The 17,909-nt window shown below is 66.8% G+C and carries 15 protein-coding genes; 3 read left to right on the top strand and 12 right to left on the bottom strand.

Annotated features, from left to right (window positions below):
- Genes nuoF through ndhC form a run of 6 tightly spaced genes read right to left on the bottom strand, consistent with a single transcriptional unit; the run spans position 1 to position 5,190 of the window.
- Positions 1–1,335, bottom strand: a complete 1,335-nt coding sequence (nuoF, locus tag DR039_RS04465) for an NADH-quinone oxidoreductase subunit NuoF (RefSeq protein ID WP_111836206.1) — start codon at positions 1,333–1,335, stop codon at positions 1–3.
- The gene (gene nuoE / locus DR039_RS04460; RefSeq protein ID WP_111836205.1) at positions 1,332–2,012 is read right to left on the bottom strand and encodes an NADH-quinone oxidoreductase subunit NuoE; all 681 of its coding nucleotides are present in this window, start codon (positions 2,010–2,012) and stop codon (positions 1,332–1,334) included. Before nuoE ends, nuoF begins: the two co-directional genes overlap by 4 nt.
- Complete coding sequence (locus DR039_RS04455) at positions 2,012–3,403, bottom strand: NADH-quinone oxidoreductase subunit D (protein ID WP_111836204.1); 1,392 nt, start codon at positions 3,401–3,403, stop codon at positions 2,012–2,014. Before DR039_RS04455 ends, nuoE begins: the two co-directional genes overlap by 1 nt.
- A complete protein-coding gene (locus tag DR039_RS04450; protein WP_111836203.1) occupies positions 3,403–4,167 on the bottom strand; it encodes an NADH-quinone oxidoreductase subunit C in 765 nt (254 codons plus the stop codon). Before DR039_RS04450 ends, DR039_RS04455 begins: the two co-directional genes overlap by 1 nt.
- A complete protein-coding gene (locus tag DR039_RS04445) occupies positions 4,164–4,787 on the bottom strand; it encodes an NADH-quinone oxidoreductase subunit B (RefSeq protein ID WP_111836202.1) in 624 nt (207 codons plus the stop codon). The genes DR039_RS04450 and DR039_RS04445 overlap by 4 nt, the downstream gene beginning before the upstream one ends.
- A 34-nt stretch (positions 4,788–4,821) precedes the next feature.
- Positions 4,822–5,190 (bottom strand): NADH-quinone oxidoreductase subunit A, encoded by a 369-nt coding sequence (ndhC, locus tag DR039_RS04440; RefSeq protein WP_111836201.1) that lies wholly within the window; start codon positions 5,188–5,190, stop codon positions 4,822–4,824.
- A gap of 404 nt (positions 5,191–5,594) precedes the next feature.
- On the opposite strand from ndhC, the gene DR039_RS04435 reads away from it, so the two are divergent.
- The gene (locus tag DR039_RS04435) at positions 5,595–6,299 is read left to right on the top strand and encodes a demethylmenaquinone methyltransferase (protein WP_111836200.1); all 705 of its coding nucleotides are present in this window, start codon (positions 5,595–5,597) and stop codon (positions 6,297–6,299) included.
- A 6-nt stretch (positions 6,300–6,305) separates the two neighbouring features.
- A complete protein-coding gene (locus tag DR039_RS04430) occupies positions 6,306–7,814 on the top strand; it encodes an isochorismate synthase (RefSeq protein ID WP_229116797.1) in 1,509 nt (502 codons plus the stop codon).
- Between the two features lie 127 nt (positions 7,815–7,941).
- Here DR039_RS04430 and DR039_RS04425 read toward each other — a convergent pair whose 3' ends face one another.
- From DR039_RS04425 to DR039_RS04415, 3 genes are all read right to left on the bottom strand, one after another.
- Positions 7,942–9,540 carry a S1C family serine protease gene (locus DR039_RS04425; RefSeq protein WP_111836199.1) on the bottom strand — a complete coding sequence of 533 codons (1,599 nt, stop codon included), beginning with the start codon at positions 9,538–9,540 and terminating at the stop codon, positions 7,942–7,944.
- Positions 9,541–9,681: 141 nt separating this feature from the next.
- Positions 9,682–11,616: a 2-succinyl-5-enolpyruvyl-6-hydroxy-3-cyclohexene-1-carboxylic-acid synthase gene (menD, locus tag DR039_RS04420; protein WP_111836198.1), complete on the bottom strand. Its 1,935-nt coding sequence runs from the start codon at positions 11,614–11,616 to the stop codon at positions 9,682–9,684.
- Positions 11,613–12,716, bottom strand: a complete 1,104-nt coding sequence (locus DR039_RS04415) for an o-succinylbenzoate synthase (protein ID WP_111836197.1) — start codon at positions 12,714–12,716, stop codon at positions 11,613–11,615. The genes menD and DR039_RS04415 overlap by 4 nt, the downstream gene beginning before the upstream one ends.
- A gap of 223 nt (positions 12,717–12,939) precedes the next feature.
- On the opposite strand from DR039_RS04415, the gene DR039_RS04410 reads away from it, so the two are divergent.
- Entirely contained in the window at positions 12,940–13,971 is a 1,032-nt protein-coding gene (locus DR039_RS04410) for a 1,4-dihydroxy-2-naphthoyl-CoA synthase (protein WP_111836196.1), read from the top strand.
- Positions 13,972–14,317: 346 nt separating this feature from the next.
- Here DR039_RS04410 and DR039_RS04405 read toward each other — a convergent pair whose 3' ends face one another.
- The 3 genes from DR039_RS04405 to DR039_RS04395 all read right to left on the bottom strand — a co-directional run bounded on the left by DR039_RS04405 (position 14,318) and on the right by DR039_RS04395 (position 17,853).
- Complete coding sequence (locus DR039_RS04405) at positions 14,318–15,220, bottom strand: anti-sigma factor (RefSeq protein WP_229116796.1); 903 nt, start codon at positions 15,218–15,220, stop codon at positions 14,318–14,320.
- Positions 15,217–15,735, bottom strand: coding sequence for a sigma-70 family RNA polymerase sigma factor (locus tag DR039_RS04400; protein WP_229116831.1), 519 nt, complete (start codon positions 15,733–15,735; stop codon positions 15,217–15,219). Before DR039_RS04400 ends, DR039_RS04405 begins: the two co-directional genes overlap by 4 nt.
- A gap of 297 nt (positions 15,736–16,032) precedes the next feature.
- A complete protein-coding gene (locus DR039_RS04395) occupies positions 16,033–17,853 on the bottom strand; it encodes a cytochrome c biogenesis protein CcdA (RefSeq protein WP_111836194.1) in 1,821 nt (606 codons plus the stop codon).
- Between the last annotated feature and the right edge of the window lie 56 nt (positions 17,854–17,909).

The following is a 17,909-nucleotide window of genomic DNA, read 5'->3' as shown; positions in this document are numbered from 1 at the left end:
TCACCGTGCGCTTTCAAGGATAGAGGAGGCCGCGTAGGGGAAGAGTTCGCGGGCGGAGGTGGTGTAACCGGCCTCGAACTCGGAGCGGAACCGCTTGATGGCGGACAGGATCGGGGTGGCGGCGGCGTCGCCCAAGGCACAGAAGGAACGTCCAGAGATATTGGAGGCGATGGATTCCAGCTTCTCGACGTCGCCGGGCTGGCCCTTTCCGGCCTCCAGCCGGGTCATGATCTGGCGCATCCAGTAGGTGCCCTCGCGGCAGGGGGTGCATTTGCCACAGGATTCGTGCTGGTAGAACTCGGTCCAGCGGGCGATCACGCGCACCACGGAGACGGTCTCATCAAAAACTTGGAGGGCGCGGGTGCCCAGCATGGAGCCAGCTGTACCCACTGCCTCGTAGTCCAAGGGGACATCCAGTTCTTCGGGGCCGAAGATCGGGGTGGAGGAGCCTCCGGGGACCCAGAACTTGAGCCGGTGTCCCTTGCGGATGCCGCCAGCTAGGTCGATCAGATCCCGCATGGTGATGCCAAAAGGTGCCTCAAACTGGCCCGGGTTGGTCACGTGCCCGGACACGGAGAAGATGCCGTGTCCTTTGGACTTCTCCGTGCCCATGGCGCAGTACCAGTCGGCGCCACGGCGCAGGATGCCGGGCAGGGAGGCGATGGTCTCCACATTGTTGATGACTGTGGGCCGGGCGTAGAGGCCGGAGACCGCCGGGAAGGGCGGCTTGAGGCGGGGGTGTCCACGGCGGCCCTCTAGGGAGTCCAGCAGCGCCGTCTCCTCACCGCAGATATAGGCTCCAGCACCTGCATGCGCGGTGATGGTCAGGTTGCTGGTGCCGTCTAGGCCGAAGCCGCCGTCTAGGACACCGACCGCCTTGGCCTCACGGATGGCGCCGAGGAGGCGGCGGTAGGCGTGGGCCACCTCGCCGCGCAGGTAGATGAAGGCGTGGTCGCAGCCGATGGCGCGTGAGCAGATGGCCACGCCCTCAATCAGGGAATGGGGGTTGGCCAGGATGGTGGGGATGTCTTTGCAGGTGCCTGGCTCAGACTCGTCGGCGTTGACCACCAGGTAGCGGGGGCCGCCGTCGGGTGCGGGCAAGAAGGACCATTTGAGGCCGGTGGGGAATCCGGCGCCGCCGCGGCCACGCAGGTTGGAGGCTTTGACGAGTTCCAGGACGTCAGCGGGGGCCATGGCGCGGGCCTTGCGCAGGCCGTCGTAGCCACCGTGGACGCGGTAGGTCTTGAGCTTCCAGGACTGCTCCTGGTCCCACAGCTCCGTGATGGCGGGAGTGAGCACCCCGGGGGCACTGAAGGTCTTGTGGATCTCGCTCACTTCTGCTCCTCCTGGGGGACGGTCCAGCCGTGTTCACGGGCTAGGCGCAGGCCCAGCAGGCTGGGGTCACCGACGGTGGTGCCCTCGTCCACATGCCCGTCCTCAAAACCGGCGAGCAGGCGCTCGTTCTCACGGAAAGTAGGGACGGCGTCGGGGCCACGGGTGGGTTTGACCGGCTCGCCGCGGCGCAGAGCGTCGATCATGGCGGTGGCGGACTCGGGAGTCTGGTTGTCGAAGAACTCCCAGTTGACCATCACCACGGGGGCGTAGTCGCAGGCGGCATTGCACTCGACGCGCTCCAAGCTGATCACGCCGTCCTCGCTGGTCTCTTCAGCGCCCAGGCCGGTGTGCGCGCTGATGGCCTCCCAGACGGCGTCGCCGCCCATCACAGAGCACAGCGCATTGGTGCATACGCCCACGTGGTAGCGACCCACGGGGTGGCGGCGGAACTGGCTGTAGAAGGTGGCGACGGCGCTGACCTCGGAGCGGGTGAGGCCCAGCTGCTCAGCGCAGATGGCGATGCCAGCCGGAGAGACGTAGCCGTCCACGGACTGCACCAGGTGCAGCATGGGCAGCAGGGCGCTGCGCTCGTAGCCCGCCGGGTAGCGGCTCTTGATCTCGTCGATGTCGGCGAGGAGACGCTCGCGCGTCTCGGGGCTGTAGTCGGGGGTGCTCATCAGCGGTCCACGCCTCCCAGGACGGGGTCGATCGAGGCCACCACTGGCACCAGGTCGGCAATCATGCCGCCGATGCCCATGATGGCCACGGACTGCAGGTTGGAGTAGGAGGGGTCACGGAAGTGGACCCGGTAGGGGCGGGTACCTCCGTCAGAAACGGCGTGAACCATGCCGATGCCCTTGGCGTGCTCGACGGTCTGGGAGACCTGCCCGGCAGGTACCTTGAAGCCCTGGGTGACCAGCTTGAAGTGGTTGATGAGGGATTCCATGGAGCTGCCCATGATCTCGCGCACGTGCTCTGCGGACTGGCCTTGGCCGTCGGTGGCAATTGCCATCTGGGCAGGCCAGGCGATGGTTGGGTCGGCCACCATATGCCGGTTGGAGGGGTGGTCCCCGCGGGCCTCGATCTCCTCTAGGCGCTCCAGGCACTGGGAGACGATCTTGAGGGATTGGTAGCACTCGTCAAAGCGGACCTGCAGGCGGGTGTAGCAGTCGGAGTGGTCGTAGACCGGGACGTCAAAGTCGTAGGTCTCGTAGCCGCAGTAGGGGCGCATCTTGCGCATATCCAGTGGGTATCCAGCAGCGCGCACGCAGGGTCCGCTCAAGCCCAGGGACATGGCGGCCGCCAGGGAGATCTCACCGGTGCCCATAAAACGGGCTTTGAGGATGGGGTTCTCCATGAGGAGGGCCTCAAGTTCGCGGATATCGCGTTTGATCTTGGGCAGCACCGAGCGGGTGTACTCGATCGCGCCTTCGGGGAGGTCTTGGGCCAGGCCTCCGGGGCGGATGTAGGCGTGGTTCATGCGCAGGCCGGAGAGCATTTCGAAGACCCGCAGGCAGTTCTCGCGCCCGCGCAGGGCGATGGTCAGCAGGGTGGTGCCGCCGAGCTCGTTACCACCGGAGCCAATGGCCACCAGGTGGGAGGAGATGCGGTTGAGTTCCATGAGCAGTACGCGCACCACGGAGGCTTTCTCCGGGATGTCCTCGGTGATGCCCAGGAGCTTCTCGACGGCTAGGGCGTAGCCGACCTCCTGGAAGAAGGGGGCCACGTAGTCCATGCGGGTGATGAAGGTTTCGCCCTGCACCCAGGTGCGGTACTCCATGTTCTTTTCAATGCCCGTGTGGAGGAAGCCGGTGCCGACGCGCACGTCGGTGATGCGTTCGCCGTCGATTTCTAGGACTAGGCGCAGCACGCCGTGGGTGGAGGGGTGGACCGGGCCCATGTTGACGACGATGCGGTCGTGTAGGAGGCGGTCGGCCTCATCACGGGCGGCGATAGAGGCGACGACGTCGTCCCAGTCCCCACCGTGGGTGGTGAACTCAGGGGCGCCCTCAGCGAAGTCGTCGGTGGCGGGGCCAGCGGCCGTGAAGGATGTGGCGTTGGCGCTCATCAGCGGTACGACCTCCGGGTGTCGGCGGGCGGGGTGGTGACGCCCTTGTAGTCCACGGGCACGCCTCCCAGCGGATAGTCCTTGCGCTGAGGGTGACCGATCCAGTCGTCGGGCATGGCGGAGCGGGTGAGATTGGGGTGGCCGTCAAAGACGATGCCCATCAGGTCCCAGGTTTCACGCTCGTGCCAGTCGTCTCCGGGGTAAATGGAGACGACGGAGGGTATATGCGGGTCAGACTCGGGGCAGGTGACCTCCACCCGCAGGAAGCGAGCCTCGTGGGTCAGGCTCAGCAGGGCGAAGCAGGCGTGTAGTTCACGGCCGGTCATCTGCGGGTAGTGCACGCCGTTGACGCCCAGGCACATTTCGAAGCGCAGGTCTTGGTCGTCACGCAGGTGCTGCATCACCGACAGCAGATGCTCGCGGGTCACGAAAATCGTGAGTTCGTCATGCTCGATGACGACCTTCTCGATGACCTCGGCAGGGTTAAGCCCTTCCTCCTGCAGGTCCTCGATGAGAGCGTCGATGGCCTCGTCGAACCAGGAGCCGTAGGGGCGGGAGGCGGCGGGCGCCAGGGTGACCACCGAAGTTTGGCCACCGTAACCGCTGGTGTCCCCGGCGTCGGAGGAACCGAATTGGCCGCGGTGGCGGGAGACGACTTCAAGGCGCAGCTCGGGCCGCACGGGGGTGCCCGCAATCTCGGGCACAGCTGAAGCGGCGGGCGGCTGGAGCTCGTTTGGCTCGGAGTCGGGGGTGTTCTGGCTCATGCGAGCAGGCCCTTCATCTCGGAGGTGGGGGTGGCGGCCAGGGCTGCGGCCTCGACGGCGCGGGCGATCTCCTCGCGGTGCCCAAAGACTGACTTGTGGGCTTCGATCTGGCGGGTGAGTTCCAGCAGCGCGTTGATGAGCATCTCCGGGCGGGGCGGGCAGCCGGGCAGGTAGATGTCCACAGGGACGATGTGGTCGCAGCCCTGCACCACGGCGTAGTTGTTAAACATGCCGCCGGAGGAGGCGCAGGCGCCCATGGAGATAACCCACTTGGGTTCGGGCATGGAGTCGTAGACATTGCGCACTACGGGCGCCATCTTGTGGGATAGGCGGCCGGAGACGAGCATGACGTCGGCGTGGCGGGGCGAGGCGCGGAAGACTTCCCAGCCGAAGCGGGACAGGTCGAAGCGGGGCGCGGCGGTGGCCATCATCTCGATGGCGCAGCAGGCCAGGCCCATGGTTACGGGCCACATGGAGCGGGCTTGGGCTAGGCCGACCAGCTTCTCGGTGGTGGCCAGGAGGAAGCCGGGGCCCTCTACCTGGGCGACGGCCTGCGCCCAGGGGTCGTCCTGCTTGGACGGGATGGAGCGCATCTTCTCGTCGTACTCGCGGTTACGCATATCTGCCTCGCTTCAGTGTCAGTCTTGGTGAGCCTCAGTCCCAGTCCAGCCCGCCGCGGCGCCATTCCAGGATGTAGGGCACCGTGATGATGGCGACGAAGACTAGGGCGGCCACCAGTCCGAAGAGCCCCAGGGTGTGGAAGGCGGTGGCCCAGGGGTAGAGGAAGACGACCTCGACGTCGAAGATGATGAAGGTCATGCCCACCAGGTAGAAGGAGACGGGGAAACGCCCGTGCTCCACATTGGTGGGGGTGGGGTCGATGCCACACTCATAGTTGGAGACCATGACCTTGTTGGCCTGTTTGGGGCGGCGCGGTGTGAGGACGGCGGACAGGACTAGGCCGCCTGCGGCAACAACGAAGGCTGCCACCGCCATGATTAGCAGGGAGAAATACGGATTCATGCTGCCGTCACCGTCCTGGTAGGGAGATGGAGCTGGGTGCTGCGGGGGCCCGGCATGTGGGTGACCAGCATGCTGCCCCTTTCACTCGGCTCAGTCCGGTCCGCACGCTATTGCGCATGGCCGAAAGTCCCTCTGCACAGAGGGCCACCGGCGACTCTATCCAGTCCTCAACAAAGCCCTGACCATAGTGGCTACGGACTAGGATTTTGGCGCTGTAACAACAGCTTTATGGCGGACACAGAGTGACGCAGCCCTCGCCCACACATATATTTACGAACATCTAGCGTAACTTAATTACTTGCTGAAGGCGGTTTCTGGGGTCCGCGCCAGGGACTTCAGTCCCAAACATCCCTTGAACTGCCCGACGGTTCAGGCAAGCTCAACAGACCTGCGATGATGAGGCCATGAGCCGTGCCACCCTTGCCAAAGACCCGCGCGAGGTTGCGGGAATGTTCGACGCCGTCGCCCGCCGCTACGACGTCACCAATGACGTCATGAGCCTGTTCCAAGTGCATATGTGGCGCGCCATCACCCGTCGGACCGTGGCAGCCAAACCCGGCATGACCGTGCTGGACCTTGCCGCTGGCACCGGCACAGCCAGCGCGGAATACGCTGCCGACGGCGCCGAGGTAGTCGCCTGCGACTTCTCCACCGGCATGGTCGCTGAAGGCAAGCGCCGCCACCCAGAAATCGGCTTTGTGGCTGGGGACGCCACCGCTCTGCCCTTCGCAGACGAGAGCTTTGACGTGGTGACTATCTCCTACGGACTGCGCAATGTGCAGGGCACCGTCACGGCCCTAAGCGAGATGCTGCGCGTAACCAAACCCGGTGGCCGCCTAGTGATCGCTGAGTTTTCCACGCCCGTCAATCGCCTCTTCCGCCGCCTGTATTCCTTCTATCTGGGCACTGCCCTGCCTGCGGCGGGCCGCCTGGTTTCCTCCAATACGGAGGCCTACGACTACCTAGGCGAATCCATCCTGGCTTGGCCAGACCAGGAGGGGCTGGCGGCGCTGCTGCAGGAGGCCGGCTGGCGCTCGGTGGGCTATAAGAACCTATCTGGCGGCATTGTGGCGGTGCACCGGGCCGCCAAGCCTTTCCCCCGCAACTGAAACGCCGTGCTGCGCGTACTTGAGGCTAGCGCGGCGCAGGCCGCCCCGCCGCGTCTGCTCTGGCGCACCCAGGCACTAGACCCAGCCCTGCTGCCCGGTGGGCCAACAGCCCCAGATTTGCTGGCCCTGCTAGCGGGCCGCAACGACGTCGTCTCCTGGGTGCGCGAAGGGCGCGGCCTGGTGGGCATAGGGCGAGTGCTGGAACTGCGGGCGCATGGGCCCCAGCGAATCGAGGCCCTGCGCACCGCCTGGCGGGCCACCGTCTATCACTCATGGTGGTCTGACCCGCTGGTGCGGCCAGGCACCGGGCCGGTCGCCTTGGGGGCGGTGGCTTTCTCCCCCAGCTCAGCGGCCAACTCTGTGCTGGTGGTGCCGGAGCTGCTGCTGGGCTTGGACGAACAGGGCGCCTGGATCACCCAAGCGATGCTGGCTGCGGGTGACAGCGAGACCCTCCCGGAGGGTTCCGCGCCGGAAGTTTCCGCGCCGGAGCTGTTGCGGCGCTTTGTGGCTGACGCCGAATGGGCGCCGCTAGCAGCGGCAGATCCGGTTGTGGGCGGAGCTTTAGGGTCGATGTCGCCCGGTGCCAGCGCTACGCCCGGGCCGACGGCGGGCGCTACCGCACCTGCGGCGGCCTGCCTGCCAGCCCCGGTGGGGGCCGGGCTCCAACCCGGCGCTCAGGGAGACGCGGACTGGATGGCCGCCGTGGAACAGGCCCGCAGGGCTTTGCAGCGGGGAGACCTGGAGAAGGTCGTGCTGGCGCGAGACCTCACCGTCGTACCCACCCAGGCGGGCCACACCGGAGACCTACTGCGGCGTCTGGGCGCGGACTATCCCTCCTGTTGGACCTTCGCCGTCGATGGTATGGTGGGGGCCTCCCCCGAGCTGCTGGTGCGGTTGCGGCAGCGGCGTCTGAGCAGCAGAGTCCTGGCGGGAACGGCCCGCCGTCACGCCTCCACCCCCGGGCAGCGGGAGGCGGAGGCGCAGCGCCTGGCCCGTTGGCTGGAGGAGTCCGCGAAGAACAACCGGGAGCACGCCCTGGCGCGAGCCTCGGCCTTGGCTGCCCTCAGGCCTCTGTGCTCGGTGGTGGAGTGCCCGGAGCGCTTCGTGCTGACCTTGCCCAATGTGCTGCACCTGGCCAGCGACGTGACCGGCGTGGTGGCGGGGGACACGGGCGCACTGTCCTTGGTGGGGGCACTGCACCCCACCGCCGCTGTCTGCGGCACACCCCGTCGAACCGCGGCGGCCCTCATCGAGGAGCTTGAGCATATGGACCGGGGCCGTTACGCGGGGCCGGTGGGCTGGGTGGATTGGCACGGCGAAGGCGAGTGGTGCATCGCCCTGCGCAGTGCCCAGCTGGCCGGGGACGGCAGTGGGGGCCTGAGCCCCGACCTGCCACTGCGAGCCTTCGGGGGCGGCGGGATCATGCCGGACTCGGATCCGGCTGACGAGCTGGCCGAGACCAAGGCCAAGATGCGCCCGGTGCTGGACGCCCTCGGCGCCCAGGAGTCACCCTAAGCCCTGATCCGCGCGCCCGCCCCGCCGTCGTTCCGCAGCGGGTGCGAGCGCCTTGATCACCGAGGCCGGTCCAGCACCGCGATATCCGAGCAGTAGCGTCAGCCAACCAGCCGCCCACCAGCATCCGTCAGGAATCGGCGCGCTCCGCGAGGGCGACCTTGACCTCCTGCTGCTGACCGCCACGAATAATGGTCAGCGTGACCTCAGCACCGGAGGAGTACTGCCGCACAAAACCGGTCAAAGCCGCCGACTGGTTGGTGGACTTGCCATCAATCGCCGTGATCACGTCTTCAGGCTTAAGTCCCGCATTAGCGGCCGGAGACCCACTCTCCACCGACTCAACCTTGGCTCCCGCCCGGGTCACTTCACCCACAGAAGCCGCCCCGTCCCGCAGAGTCACTCCCAGATATGCATGCGTGGCCTTACCGGAGGCAATGATCTGATCGGCAATCTTCTTGGCCAACTTGGAGGGAATCGCGAAGCCGATACCAATTGAACCATTGGACCCCTGCGATGCCGTGGCAATGGAGGAATTGATGCCAACCACCTGACCGTGCTCATCGAAAAGCGGCCCACCAGAATTGCCCGGGTTAATCGCGGCATCCACCTGCACAGCATTGGTGACCACTTGGCTACTGGCCTTCGGCTTGCCACCCAGCAAGCCGCCCAGCAGACCGCCCACGCCCCCGGGATCCTGCTGCTCCTCATCCTCTTGGGATTCCTGCTCCTGCTTGGTGACAACCGGACGGTTCAAGGCGGAAACGATGCCGGTGGTGACGGTGGAGGACAAGCCCAGCGGGTTACCGATAGCCATCACGCCCTGGCCGATCTTCAGCGCATCAGAGTCACCGACATTTGCGGTTACGAGGTCCTTGGGAGGATTGACGAGCTGAATGACCGCCAGATCTGTGGCCGGGTCAGTGCCGGTGAGCTTGGCCTCATAGATTCTCCCGTCAGCGAGCGTAGCCTGAATTTGCTTAGCACCCTGAACCACGTGATTGTTAGTGATGATATGCCCGGCGGAGTCGTAAATGACGCCGGAGCCCTGCGAAGTGCCGTTGTTACCCGCCACCGTAATCGCCACGACGGTGTTGGAAACAGTCGCAGCCACGCCCTGCCAGTCGGGGACGCCATTGGTGGCGTTCACAGTCTTGGTGGTACCGGCTTGGACCGGGCTGGGTCCGGCGCTCACCGAGGAGCTAGCGGCCTTGGGCTCGTTCAGGAAGTGGGTGGCGGTGACAGTGCCACCGGAGGCGACCAGCGCCGCCGCCACGGTCGCGCCCACGAGCGCGCCCCAGCCGGGTCCACGACGTCGCTCACGGACCCGGGTGGCGGGCGCCGCCGGGGGCGCATAATTCGCGCCGCTGTATCCCAGCGGGTCGGCGGCGTCGAAACCTGCGGCTGCGGAGTCGGAGGCGCCGACGGCGGAGGCGCCGAAGCCGGCCGCAGTGGAAGCGGCAGGGCGGTCAAAGCTGTAGCCCGCGGGGGTCTGCGGCGCGGCGGTGTAGCGGCTACCGGAGTAGGCGGGGGCGTTGAAGGCGCTTGACTCCGCATATGGTGCGGGTGCCTGGGCGGGCTCGCCGCCAACCGACTGGCTGGAGTCGGTGAGACTGTCTGCTGCGGGGAGCTGGCGAGTGGCCGACCGGAGCTCGGGGTCGTCACTGGCGGAGCGCGGGTCGGTGCCGTTGCGGTCCGGGGTGCCGGGGAACTCGTCGTAAGTGCTCATTCTTCCTTCTTCCGGGTGGTTTCCCGTGGTTCAAGACGCTGCCAGCCAACATGCTCGATCTGAGTCACTACCAAAGCCTGTCTGAATCTTTCCTGAGAACTGCATAGAAGTATTTGTGTGGTCACACACACCGGCTCGATTCTAAGGGCGGACGTGAACCAGACTCAGGCCATACACCGGCGCAGCCAGCAGGGTCCGCAGTTGGGCGTCAGTGCCGGGCCGGTGGACGGTCGCACCAAGCGCGCACCCCAGGGCGGCGATGTCGGTGGCCTGCGGGGTGGCGAAGCAGCGGGAGAAATCCGCCTCCGGGGTGACGTCCGGGTACTCCAGGCTGGAGAAGATCGCCCCCCCGGCGTCGTCAACCACCACCACCTGCAGGTCCACCGGGTGCTCCAGGCGGCCGCGGCTCAGGCTCATGGCGTCGTGCAGGAAGGCGAGGTCGCCCAGGACCACGCGCACAGGTTCACGCCGGGCCAGGGCGACGCCGGTGGCGGTGGCCAGGGTGCCGTCGATGCCCGCCAAGCCACGGTTGGCGAGCGGATGCGGAGCATTCCCGACGGGGGGGACGGCTAAACGGTCCAAGCGCCTGATGGTCATGGAGGAGCCGATGACCAGGCGTGGGGGCAGGTTCCCAGCGCGTTCAAGGTCGCCGGGGTCGCAGTCGGCCCAGCCGGCACTGGGCCTGTCGGCGGCATTGGAGTTGGCGTCGGCACTGGGCCTGGGGTCGCCGCCAGCCGCGTCGTGACAGGCGGCATCCCACACAGCGGTGGCCACGGCGTCGGCAGTCAGACGCGCAGCACTCGGCCCCACGGAGCCCCGCCCCTCCTGCTCGGTCGGCGGCGGGAGCGCGGCCACGGCGTCACGCCAACACGCCTGCCACCGCCCGGGCGCACCGCTGAGCCCCAGGGCGGCGGCGAGCCGTACTCCCCCACCGGGCCGCAGGGGCTCAGCTCCCAGCCGGGTGGAGGTGATGCAGGTGGCGGTCCCGGCAACGTCGACCCAGCGGGCCGTGCTGGTGACCACGTCGATTGGAATATCCGTGCGAGCCAGCAGGGCACTGACGGAGCGGGTGAGGCTGGGGTGACCGAACACCACAATATGCTCGACCTGCCGGGCCAGTGCGGCCCCGGCCTGCGTCCCCAACAGCTCGGCGTAGCGGATGAGCGCATTGGGGCCGCCGCGAGCCCCGGAGGTGGGTTCGGCCAGCAGTGGCCAACCCAGGTGCTCGGCCAGCTCGCGGGCGCGCCGCCCAGTGGAGTCCACACTGTCCCCGGCAACCACCAGGCCACGTACCGGCCCATCGTGGCGTGGGATGCGGGAGGCGTAATCGTGTCCCGCAGCAGGGGCGGCGGTATCGAGCCGAGGCACCGGACCCGCCTCCGGCCCGGTGACGGAGAGTTCGGCGGCGCGCACTGCGCCGTCGACCCCAGCGATGGGGGCCAGGGGCGGCCGGAAACGGATGTTGACCTGGGCGGGACCGGGATCGTTGCTGAGCCAACCGCGGGCAGCCTCCACGGCACGGCGCAGCTGCCCAGCGATGGCGCGCTCCCCCGCCTTGGGGCCGAGCTCCGTGATGAGGTCGGCAGGCAAGTCGACGACGGCGCGGGGAGCGTCCCCGAAGAGGCGGGTCTGCTCGGTGGTCTGGTTGGCGCCGGTGCCCACCAGCTCATGAGGGCGGTCGGCACTGATGATCAGCAGGGGGATGCCTGCGGCATCGGCCTCGGCGACGGCGGGGTGCAGATTGGCGACGGCCGTACCGGAGGTGGTGACGACGGCGGCGGGACAGCGCCGATCCACCTGCAGGTCGGCGCGGGCCAGACCCAGGGCCACGAAGCCGGCACTGCGCTCGTCCAGGACCACGCGCAAACTCAGATGCCCGGCGGACTCAGCGGCCAAGAGCACCGGCACCAGCGGGGCGCAGCGGGATCCGGGCGCCAGGACCACATGCTGCACGCCCAGGCGCACCAGGGCTTGGACCAGGGCGCGAGCCGCCTGAATGGATGGGGGCTGTATGGAGGCGGCCTGGAGGGGGGTGACGGCGGTGGGAGCACCGGGGGCTACGACGTCGTTGTTCATGCGGCACCGGCCAGGCGGGTGCGCAGGGCATCGAGCATGTGCCCCAGGCGGGTCTGCCAGCGAGCGGTGAGCTCCACATCGGCCATGACCGCAGGCAGCAGGTTGCGTGAGACGCGCAGGCGGCGCAACGCCAGGATGCCGTCCTTGGGCGTCATGCCGGGCACGGCCACATCCTGACGCAGAAGGCTGATGGTACCCAGACCACAGGCGTGCTCCAGCCGGGGCAAAGCGGTGGCGAGCCGCAGCCCGGCGTACAGGCCCACGCTCGTATCGAGCGCAGAGGAGACGACGACGGGCAGACCCAGCTGCTCGGCCAGGCGCAGGGCGGCGCGCACCCCGCCCAGGGGCGCGACCTTGAGAATGGCGATATCCGCCGCCTCTTGGCGGATCACCTCCATGGGGTCGGCGGCCAGGCGGATGGACTCGTCGGCGGCGATGGGCACATTGGTCTCACGGCGCAGGCGGGCCAGGTCCGCGGTGGCGCGGCAGGGCTGCTCCACGTACTCCAGCCCCCCGGCAGCGTCATTCATCAGGGGCAGGCTGGTGCGGGCAGACTCCAGGTCCCAAGCGCCGTTGACGTCAATGCGCACTGCGCCGCCAGGGCCGAGTGCGGCGCGAACGGCTTCCAGGCGAGCCAGGTCCGCTTTCAGGTTTTCAGGGGTACCCGCGATCTTTACTTTCACGGTGGTGCAGCCGCTTTTCTGGACCAGGGTGTGGGCGGCGGCGGCGCTGACTTCGGGCACGGTGAGGTTGACCAGTATCGCGTGGCGCAGTGCTTCGGGCAGGGGGCTGGCGTCCTGGCAGGAGCGGCCGGTGGCCTGCTCTAGGGCGGAGGCGAGCCAGGGAGCGGAGGCGGTGGCGCCGTAGTCCCAGAAGGGGGCTACTTCACCCCAGCCTGCGGGGCCGTGCAGGAGTACGCCATCGCGGCGCGTCAGGCCGCGGAAGTGGGTGCGCAGGGGGATGTCGTAGACGAGGGCACGGTCGATGCCTTCCAGCAGGCCGCTGCGGTCCTGGGCGCGCAGCAAATCCAGGTCCAGCTCCCCGGGGGCTCCGGCGCCTGAGGGCACGTAGGCGTGCTTGCCGGTCTTCCCCTGAGTCATGGTTACCAGGATAGGGGGTGGCTGAGACTCCTTAAACTGGCACGGTTTGCAGTACTTTGAGCGGGCACTGGTGGTGGCGGGCGTTTTGCGGCATCGCAGAATGGCTTGATTGCAATGTTTCTGCCGGTCGGGCTGAGGGAAGCTGAGGCCCGTCGGCTTCAAAGTGCTGCATTTTGTGACACTTGCGCCGGTTGCAGTTGCCCCGCTCCCCTACTCTGGGGCCATGACCTACCCCTTGCCTGCCCGCGTCTCGGCGATTTTTGACCCCAAGCATTGGCGGGAAGTGGAGGGTTTCCCTAATCGTTGCTCGCAGCCGGGCGCGCTGACGGATGTGACTTATCACCGTGGCTGCGAGCGGGATGCTGCTGGTAATTGGCTGCGGGACTTGCCGGTGGTGCGGGTGGCGCTGGACCGCCCAGAGTTGCGTAATGCCTTCCGCCCGCACACGGTGGATGAGCTGTATCGGGTGTTGGACCATGCACGCATGAGTGGTGATGTGGGCGCGGTGATTCTTACCGGCAATGGCCCTTCCCCTAAGGATGGTGGCTGGGGCTTCTGCTCTGGTGGGGACCAGCGTATTCGTGGTCGCGACGGCTATCACTATGAGGGTGCTCCGGGTCAGGCAGTGGATGATTTGCCGCAGGCGGAGGACCATGACGCGGAGGTGGCGGCTCGTCAGGCGCGGATTGACGCTGCCCGGGCTGGTCGCTTGCACATTTTGGAGGTGCAGCGGCTGATCCGCACCATGCCCAAGGTGGTGATCGCTGCGGTATCCGGTTGGGCGGCCGGCGGTGGGCATTCGCTGAACGTGGTTTGTGACCTGTCACTAGCGAGCATTGAGCACGCACGTTTTAAGCAGACGGACGCGAATGTGGGGAGCTTTGACGCTGGCTATGGCTCAGCCTTGTTGGCTCGTCAGGTGGGCGATAAGCGGGCGCGGGAGATTTTCTTCCTGGCGCGGACTTACGACGCCGTGACTGCTGAGCGTTGGGGCGTGGTGAATGAGGCGGTGCCGCATGAGCAGTTGGAGGAGCGAGCGTTGGAGTGGGCGGCAGTGGTGGCTTCCAAGTCCCCGCAGGCGATCCGCATGCTCAAATTGGCTTTCAACTTGGCTGATGACGGTTTAGCGGGGCAGCAGGTCTTTGCTGGGGAGGCCACTCGCCTGGCTTATATGACGGATGAGGCGGTGGAAGGGCGGGATGCCTTCTTGCAGCGTCGCGAGCCGGATTGGTCGCCGTTTCCTTATTACTTCTAACCCTGGCTCCTGGTACATACCCAGGCGGCTCCCCCGGTGGCTGCGACGCCGTAGCGGTTCACGCTGGCTGCACAGGCCGAGTGCTGCGCACAACTACCGCTCCGACGGCGACGCGGCGGCGTCGTCCTTACTCCAGCCAGATACAGGGCTGCCACCAACAGCAGTAACCCCGGTGCTATGGCTGCCGTGGTGAACAGGGTGCGCGCCCGGGCCTGCTGGTCGCCGTCGTCACTGCCATTCAGGAGCGCCCTAGGCCGGAGCTATGCCGCCCGGAAGAACACCGCAAAAACCCCAGGCCTATCAGGGATCTCCGGAGGAATACCGGCAAACCGAGCTGTCCTTGATTTCAGGCTTCAGTGGGCGCGGAAGTCTGGACCTGAGACTGCCCCGGAGTGGTGCCCTCAGACTTCGCGGAGACGTCAAAAACCACCAGCGGCTCGCCACTGGGCCTGCTGGAGCCACCTTTGGGTTCAAGCGTAATGAACACCCGCTCACCGGGCTCCAACATCGGATCTAGGAAGGTAAAGCCCGCCCCTTTGGCGGGGTCGTACAGCCCCAGGGATCGCACCTGTCCCTCCTTAAGCAGCCAAACCTGCAGGCTGGCTCCGGCTGCATCGCTCATCATCTGGTCGGGCAGAGCGAGGGCAGTCATGCTCATGTCCTTAGACCAGGTGAGGGTGGCGATATGCCCATCAGGCATAGTGTCCGTGACCCGCTGGACGTCCTGCGCCTGGTTGAGCTGCGCAAAATGCTGCGTCGGGGCCATGGAATCCATGGCACTCCAACGGCCAATCCCAACGCCCACCGCCAACACAGCGACACTCGCAGCCACCTGCAGCGCGCCCGTCAGCCAACGGCGTCGAGACGGCAAGCTAAGCACCTGCGCCCCACCAACCGACGACGTCGCCGCAGTGCTGGATTCCGGCTGGTCTGCCGGTTGCGGGAGGGCAGTCACTTCAGCGCGCCCGTCCTGCTTGGCTGTGGGCAGCAAGTGACTGGCCGTCTTCAGGTGAAGCACCTCTGCTTGGGCTCCCTCCGCCTTACTCGCCGCCTCAGCCTCAACCTCGCGGGCGATTGCCCCAAGCACTGCGGCGCGCAGACCCGGTGAAGGCTCCACCGGCGGCAGCGAGGTAGCCAACACCGCGAGCGCCTCATCGGCCTCTAGTGCCGCGAGCAGTTCGGCGTCGTCGCCCTTAGACGGCACGCTTAAGTCTCCCATGGGCATTCCGGTGCTCTGGTCCTGGCTCATAGCTCCACCCCCATATGTGTGCGCAGCTTTGCTATTCCATCTCTGATACGGGTCTTAACTGTGCCCAAGGGCACGCCGGTGCGGGTAGCGATCTCCGTGTGGGTCAGGCCGCTGAAGTAGGCGAGTAGCAGGGTGGAGCGGTGCGGCTCCCCCACGGCGTCCAAGGCCTGGCGCACTTCTTCGCCCTCTAGGCGGTCTTCCACTTGCTGCACGGTGACGTCAGCGTCGGGCATGGTGCCGTGCCAGCGGTTTTCACGGTCGCGAGCTGACTGGCTGGCGCGCACCCGGTCGATGGCACGGCGGCAAGTAAGGGTGACCAGCCAGGCGCGCACACTGCCGAGAGTCGGATCGTAGGTGTCTGCGCGACGCCAGGCCTCCAGGAAAACCTCCTGCAGCACCTCTTCACTCTGCGCCCGGTCCACCAGCACCTGCACGGTCAGGGCCAGCAGGCGCGCGGACCAGCGGTCGTACAGCTGTGCAAAAGCCTGCTGGTCGCGTTGCACCACGCGAGCCATGAGGGCGGCGTCGTCATTCAGCTGTTCGGGGGACTGCACTCCCCCATCGTAGAGGGAAGGCTCATGCCCCTGGAGCATGGGCCTTCTCTCAGCCGCCAGCTGTCCCGAACCGGGCTCCTGGCGAATGGACCGTGTGGGGCGCGCCGTCAGGCAACCGGGGCGGCGCACCCCACACGGGGTCTGTGGTGCCGGGCGGACCGCCCTGTCCCGCCGCCCCACCGGGTGGGACGGGGCAGCAGTCAGGGGGGTGGTCCACACTGCGCCTTCAGCAGGCGCTACTCGGCAGGTTTGCATGGCTCAGCCAAAGGTGAAGGAGTAGAGCTGAACACCCTGGGGAACCTCGATCTCCAGCACTCCGGAGACCATCTCCTGTCCCTCAATCAGGGCCAAACCGTTAGGCACAGGCGGTACCTGCATGGAGCCGGACTGGCCGTTGAAGGTCCATTTGAGCTCCCCCTGCCCAGAGGCCACCAGGTTGACCTGCTTGCCGTGCCAGTTCAGGCGCAGCTTGGCGGGTCCGCCCTCCGGGCTGATGTGCTGCCCCTCCACATGCCACTTGCCATCTAGAGCAACCGTGTCCGTGGGCATGGACTCAGGGAAGCTGTAGTCCTGGGTGCCCGGGATGATCGGGGCACCAGCCACGCGGGTTACTCGGTCTGAGCCCAGGTAGGTTTCAGCGGTGCGGTCTCCCTGGACGGTGGGGGCGTCGTCGGAGAACACTGCTGCGGGCAGGGCGACGCCGGGGTTGGCTTCCTGCAGGAGGGTGCGCACGTGCTTCTCCAGCGTGGCTTCACCGCCTTCGCCGAAGCCGAGCTGGCGGAGCTTGCCTGTGTGGTCAGCCAGGTAGTGGGCGGGCCAGTAGTGGTTGTTGAAGCTCTCCCAGGTGGTCAGGTTTGAGTCCACCGCCACCGGGTAGGTGATGCCGAGCTTTTCCGAGCCAGCCCGCACATTCTCCACCTCTTTTTCGAAGGCGTACTCAGGGGCGTGGATGCCGATGATCTGTAGGCCAGCGTCCTTGTAGGTCTCGTGGAGCTTCTGGATACCGGGGACGGAACGCTGGCAGTTGATGCAGGAGTAGGCGTAGAAGTCCACTAGCGTGACTTTTCCGGGCTGGTTGGCCGTTGCTAGGGCGCCGCCGTTGGGGGTGTTGAGCCAGGCCACGGGGTCAACGATCTTGGGTAGTTCGCCGCAGTCACCGAGGTTCTCTGCGCCGGGCTTGCAGGTGGAGGTGCCGTGCAGGAGGCGGTCCGTGGAGGCCTGAGCGGACTTGGTGTAGTCAGGCAGGGCGCGCTGCAGGACGGCAGGCAGGTCGGCGACCAGAGCGCCGGAAAGGGCGATCATGAGAACGCCTGCGGTGACGCGGATGGCGCGCTGGCGGGTGCGGAATGCGTTGACTCGCGCAGCCACCTCGCGGCCAGCCAGCGCGAAGCCCAGCAGTGGGATGGCGGTGCCTAGCCCGAATGACACTGCGAGTATCACGGTGTCTAGGCCGATCTTGCCGGTGGAGCCTGCAACGGAGACGGCGGCCAGCACCGGGCCGGCGCAGGGCACATAGGCAGCGCCGAGCACTAGGCCCAGCAGGAAACCGTTGGAGGGGCCGCCTCCGCCCACACGGCCGAAGCGTTCGAAGGGCCGCTCCAAGAAGTGCATGAGCTTGGGGAAAATCATGGCGACGCCGATAACCGCCAGCAGCACGATGCCAGCCCAGCGGATGAAGTCCTGGGGCAGGTTGAGCAGGCTCAGGATCGTGGAGCCCAGGAGTGTGAAGAAGGTGAAGGAGATAACCAGTCCAGCCACCACCTGGTAGGGGCGGGAATTGCGTTTCTTGCCGGACTTAGCGGCGCTCGCGGCAGTGGGGGCAGCTGTGCTTGCTGCGCTGCCAGCGGCTTTGCCGGAGCCTGACAGGTTGATAAGCCCGGTGGCGTCAGTGAAGCCGAGGTTGTTGACGACGGCGGGTTGCGCCGTGGCGCTCTTGGCTGCGACAGCCTGTTTGCGGTCCTTGCCTTCGCCGTCGGCCACCCCGCCGGACACGAGTATGACCGGCAGGACCGGCAGGATGCATGGTGATATGGCGGTGATTAGGCCGCCTAACAGGCCAATTAGCACCAGGCTGGTCATGAGGCAGTCCTCCTTGATCGGTGATGGATTCACTCGAGGTTCGGAGCAGGCGGGGG

Source organism: Actinomyces bovis (genome assembly GCF_900444995.1).
Taxonomy (GTDB): Bacteria; Actinomycetota; Actinomycetes; order Actinomycetales; family Actinomycetaceae; genus Actinomyces; species Actinomyces bovis.
This window is presented reverse-complemented; position numbering and strand designations above follow the sequence as displayed.

Coding starts and splice junctions, on each gene's coding strand:
- DR039_RS04415 (WP_111836197.1), bottom strand. CDS start 12,716: ATGACTCAGGGGAAGACCGGCAAGCACGCCTACGTGCCCTCAGGCGCC.
- nuoE (WP_111836205.1), bottom strand. CDS start 2,012: ATGAGCACCCCCGACTACAGCCCCGAGACGCGCGAGCGTCTCCTCGCC.
- ndhC (WP_111836201.1), bottom strand. CDS start 5,190: ATGAATCCGTATTTCTCCCTGCTAATCATGGCGGTGGCAGCCTTCGTT.
- DR039_RS04450 (WP_111836203.1), bottom strand. CDS start 4,167: ATGAGCCAGAACACCCCCGACTCCGAGCCAAACGAGCTCCAGCCGCCC.
- DR039_RS04400 (WP_229116831.1), bottom strand. CDS start 15,735: ATGGCTCGCGTGGTGCAACGCGACCAGCAGGCTTTTGCACAGCTGTAC.
- DR039_RS04435 (WP_111836200.1), top strand. CDS start 5,595: ATGAGCCGTGCCACCCTTGCCAAAGACCCGCGCGAGGTTGCGGGAATG.
- DR039_RS04410 (WP_111836196.1), top strand. CDS start 12,940: ATGACCTACCCCTTGCCTGCCCGCGTCTCGGCGATTTTTGACCCCAAG.
- DR039_RS04425 (WP_111836199.1), bottom strand. CDS start 9,540: ATGAGCACTTACGACGAGTTCCCCGGCACCCCGGACCGCAACGGCACC.
- DR039_RS04405 (WP_229116796.1), bottom strand. CDS start 15,220: ATGAGCCAGGACCAGAGCACCGGAATGCCCATGGGAGACTTAAGCGTG.
- DR039_RS04395 (WP_111836194.1), bottom strand. CDS start 17,853: ATGACCAGCCTGGTGCTAATTGGCCTGTTAGGCGGCCTAATCACCGCC.
- DR039_RS04445 (WP_111836202.1), bottom strand. CDS start 4,787: ATGCGTAACCGCGAGTACGACGAGAAGATGCGCTCCATCCCGTCCAAG.
- DR039_RS04455 (WP_111836204.1), bottom strand. CDS start 3,403: ATGAGCGCCAACGCCACATCCTTCACGGCCGCTGGCCCCGCCACCGAC.
- menD (WP_111836198.1), bottom strand. CDS start 11,616: ATGAACAACGACGTCGTAGCCCCCGGTGCTCCCACCGCCGTCACCCCC.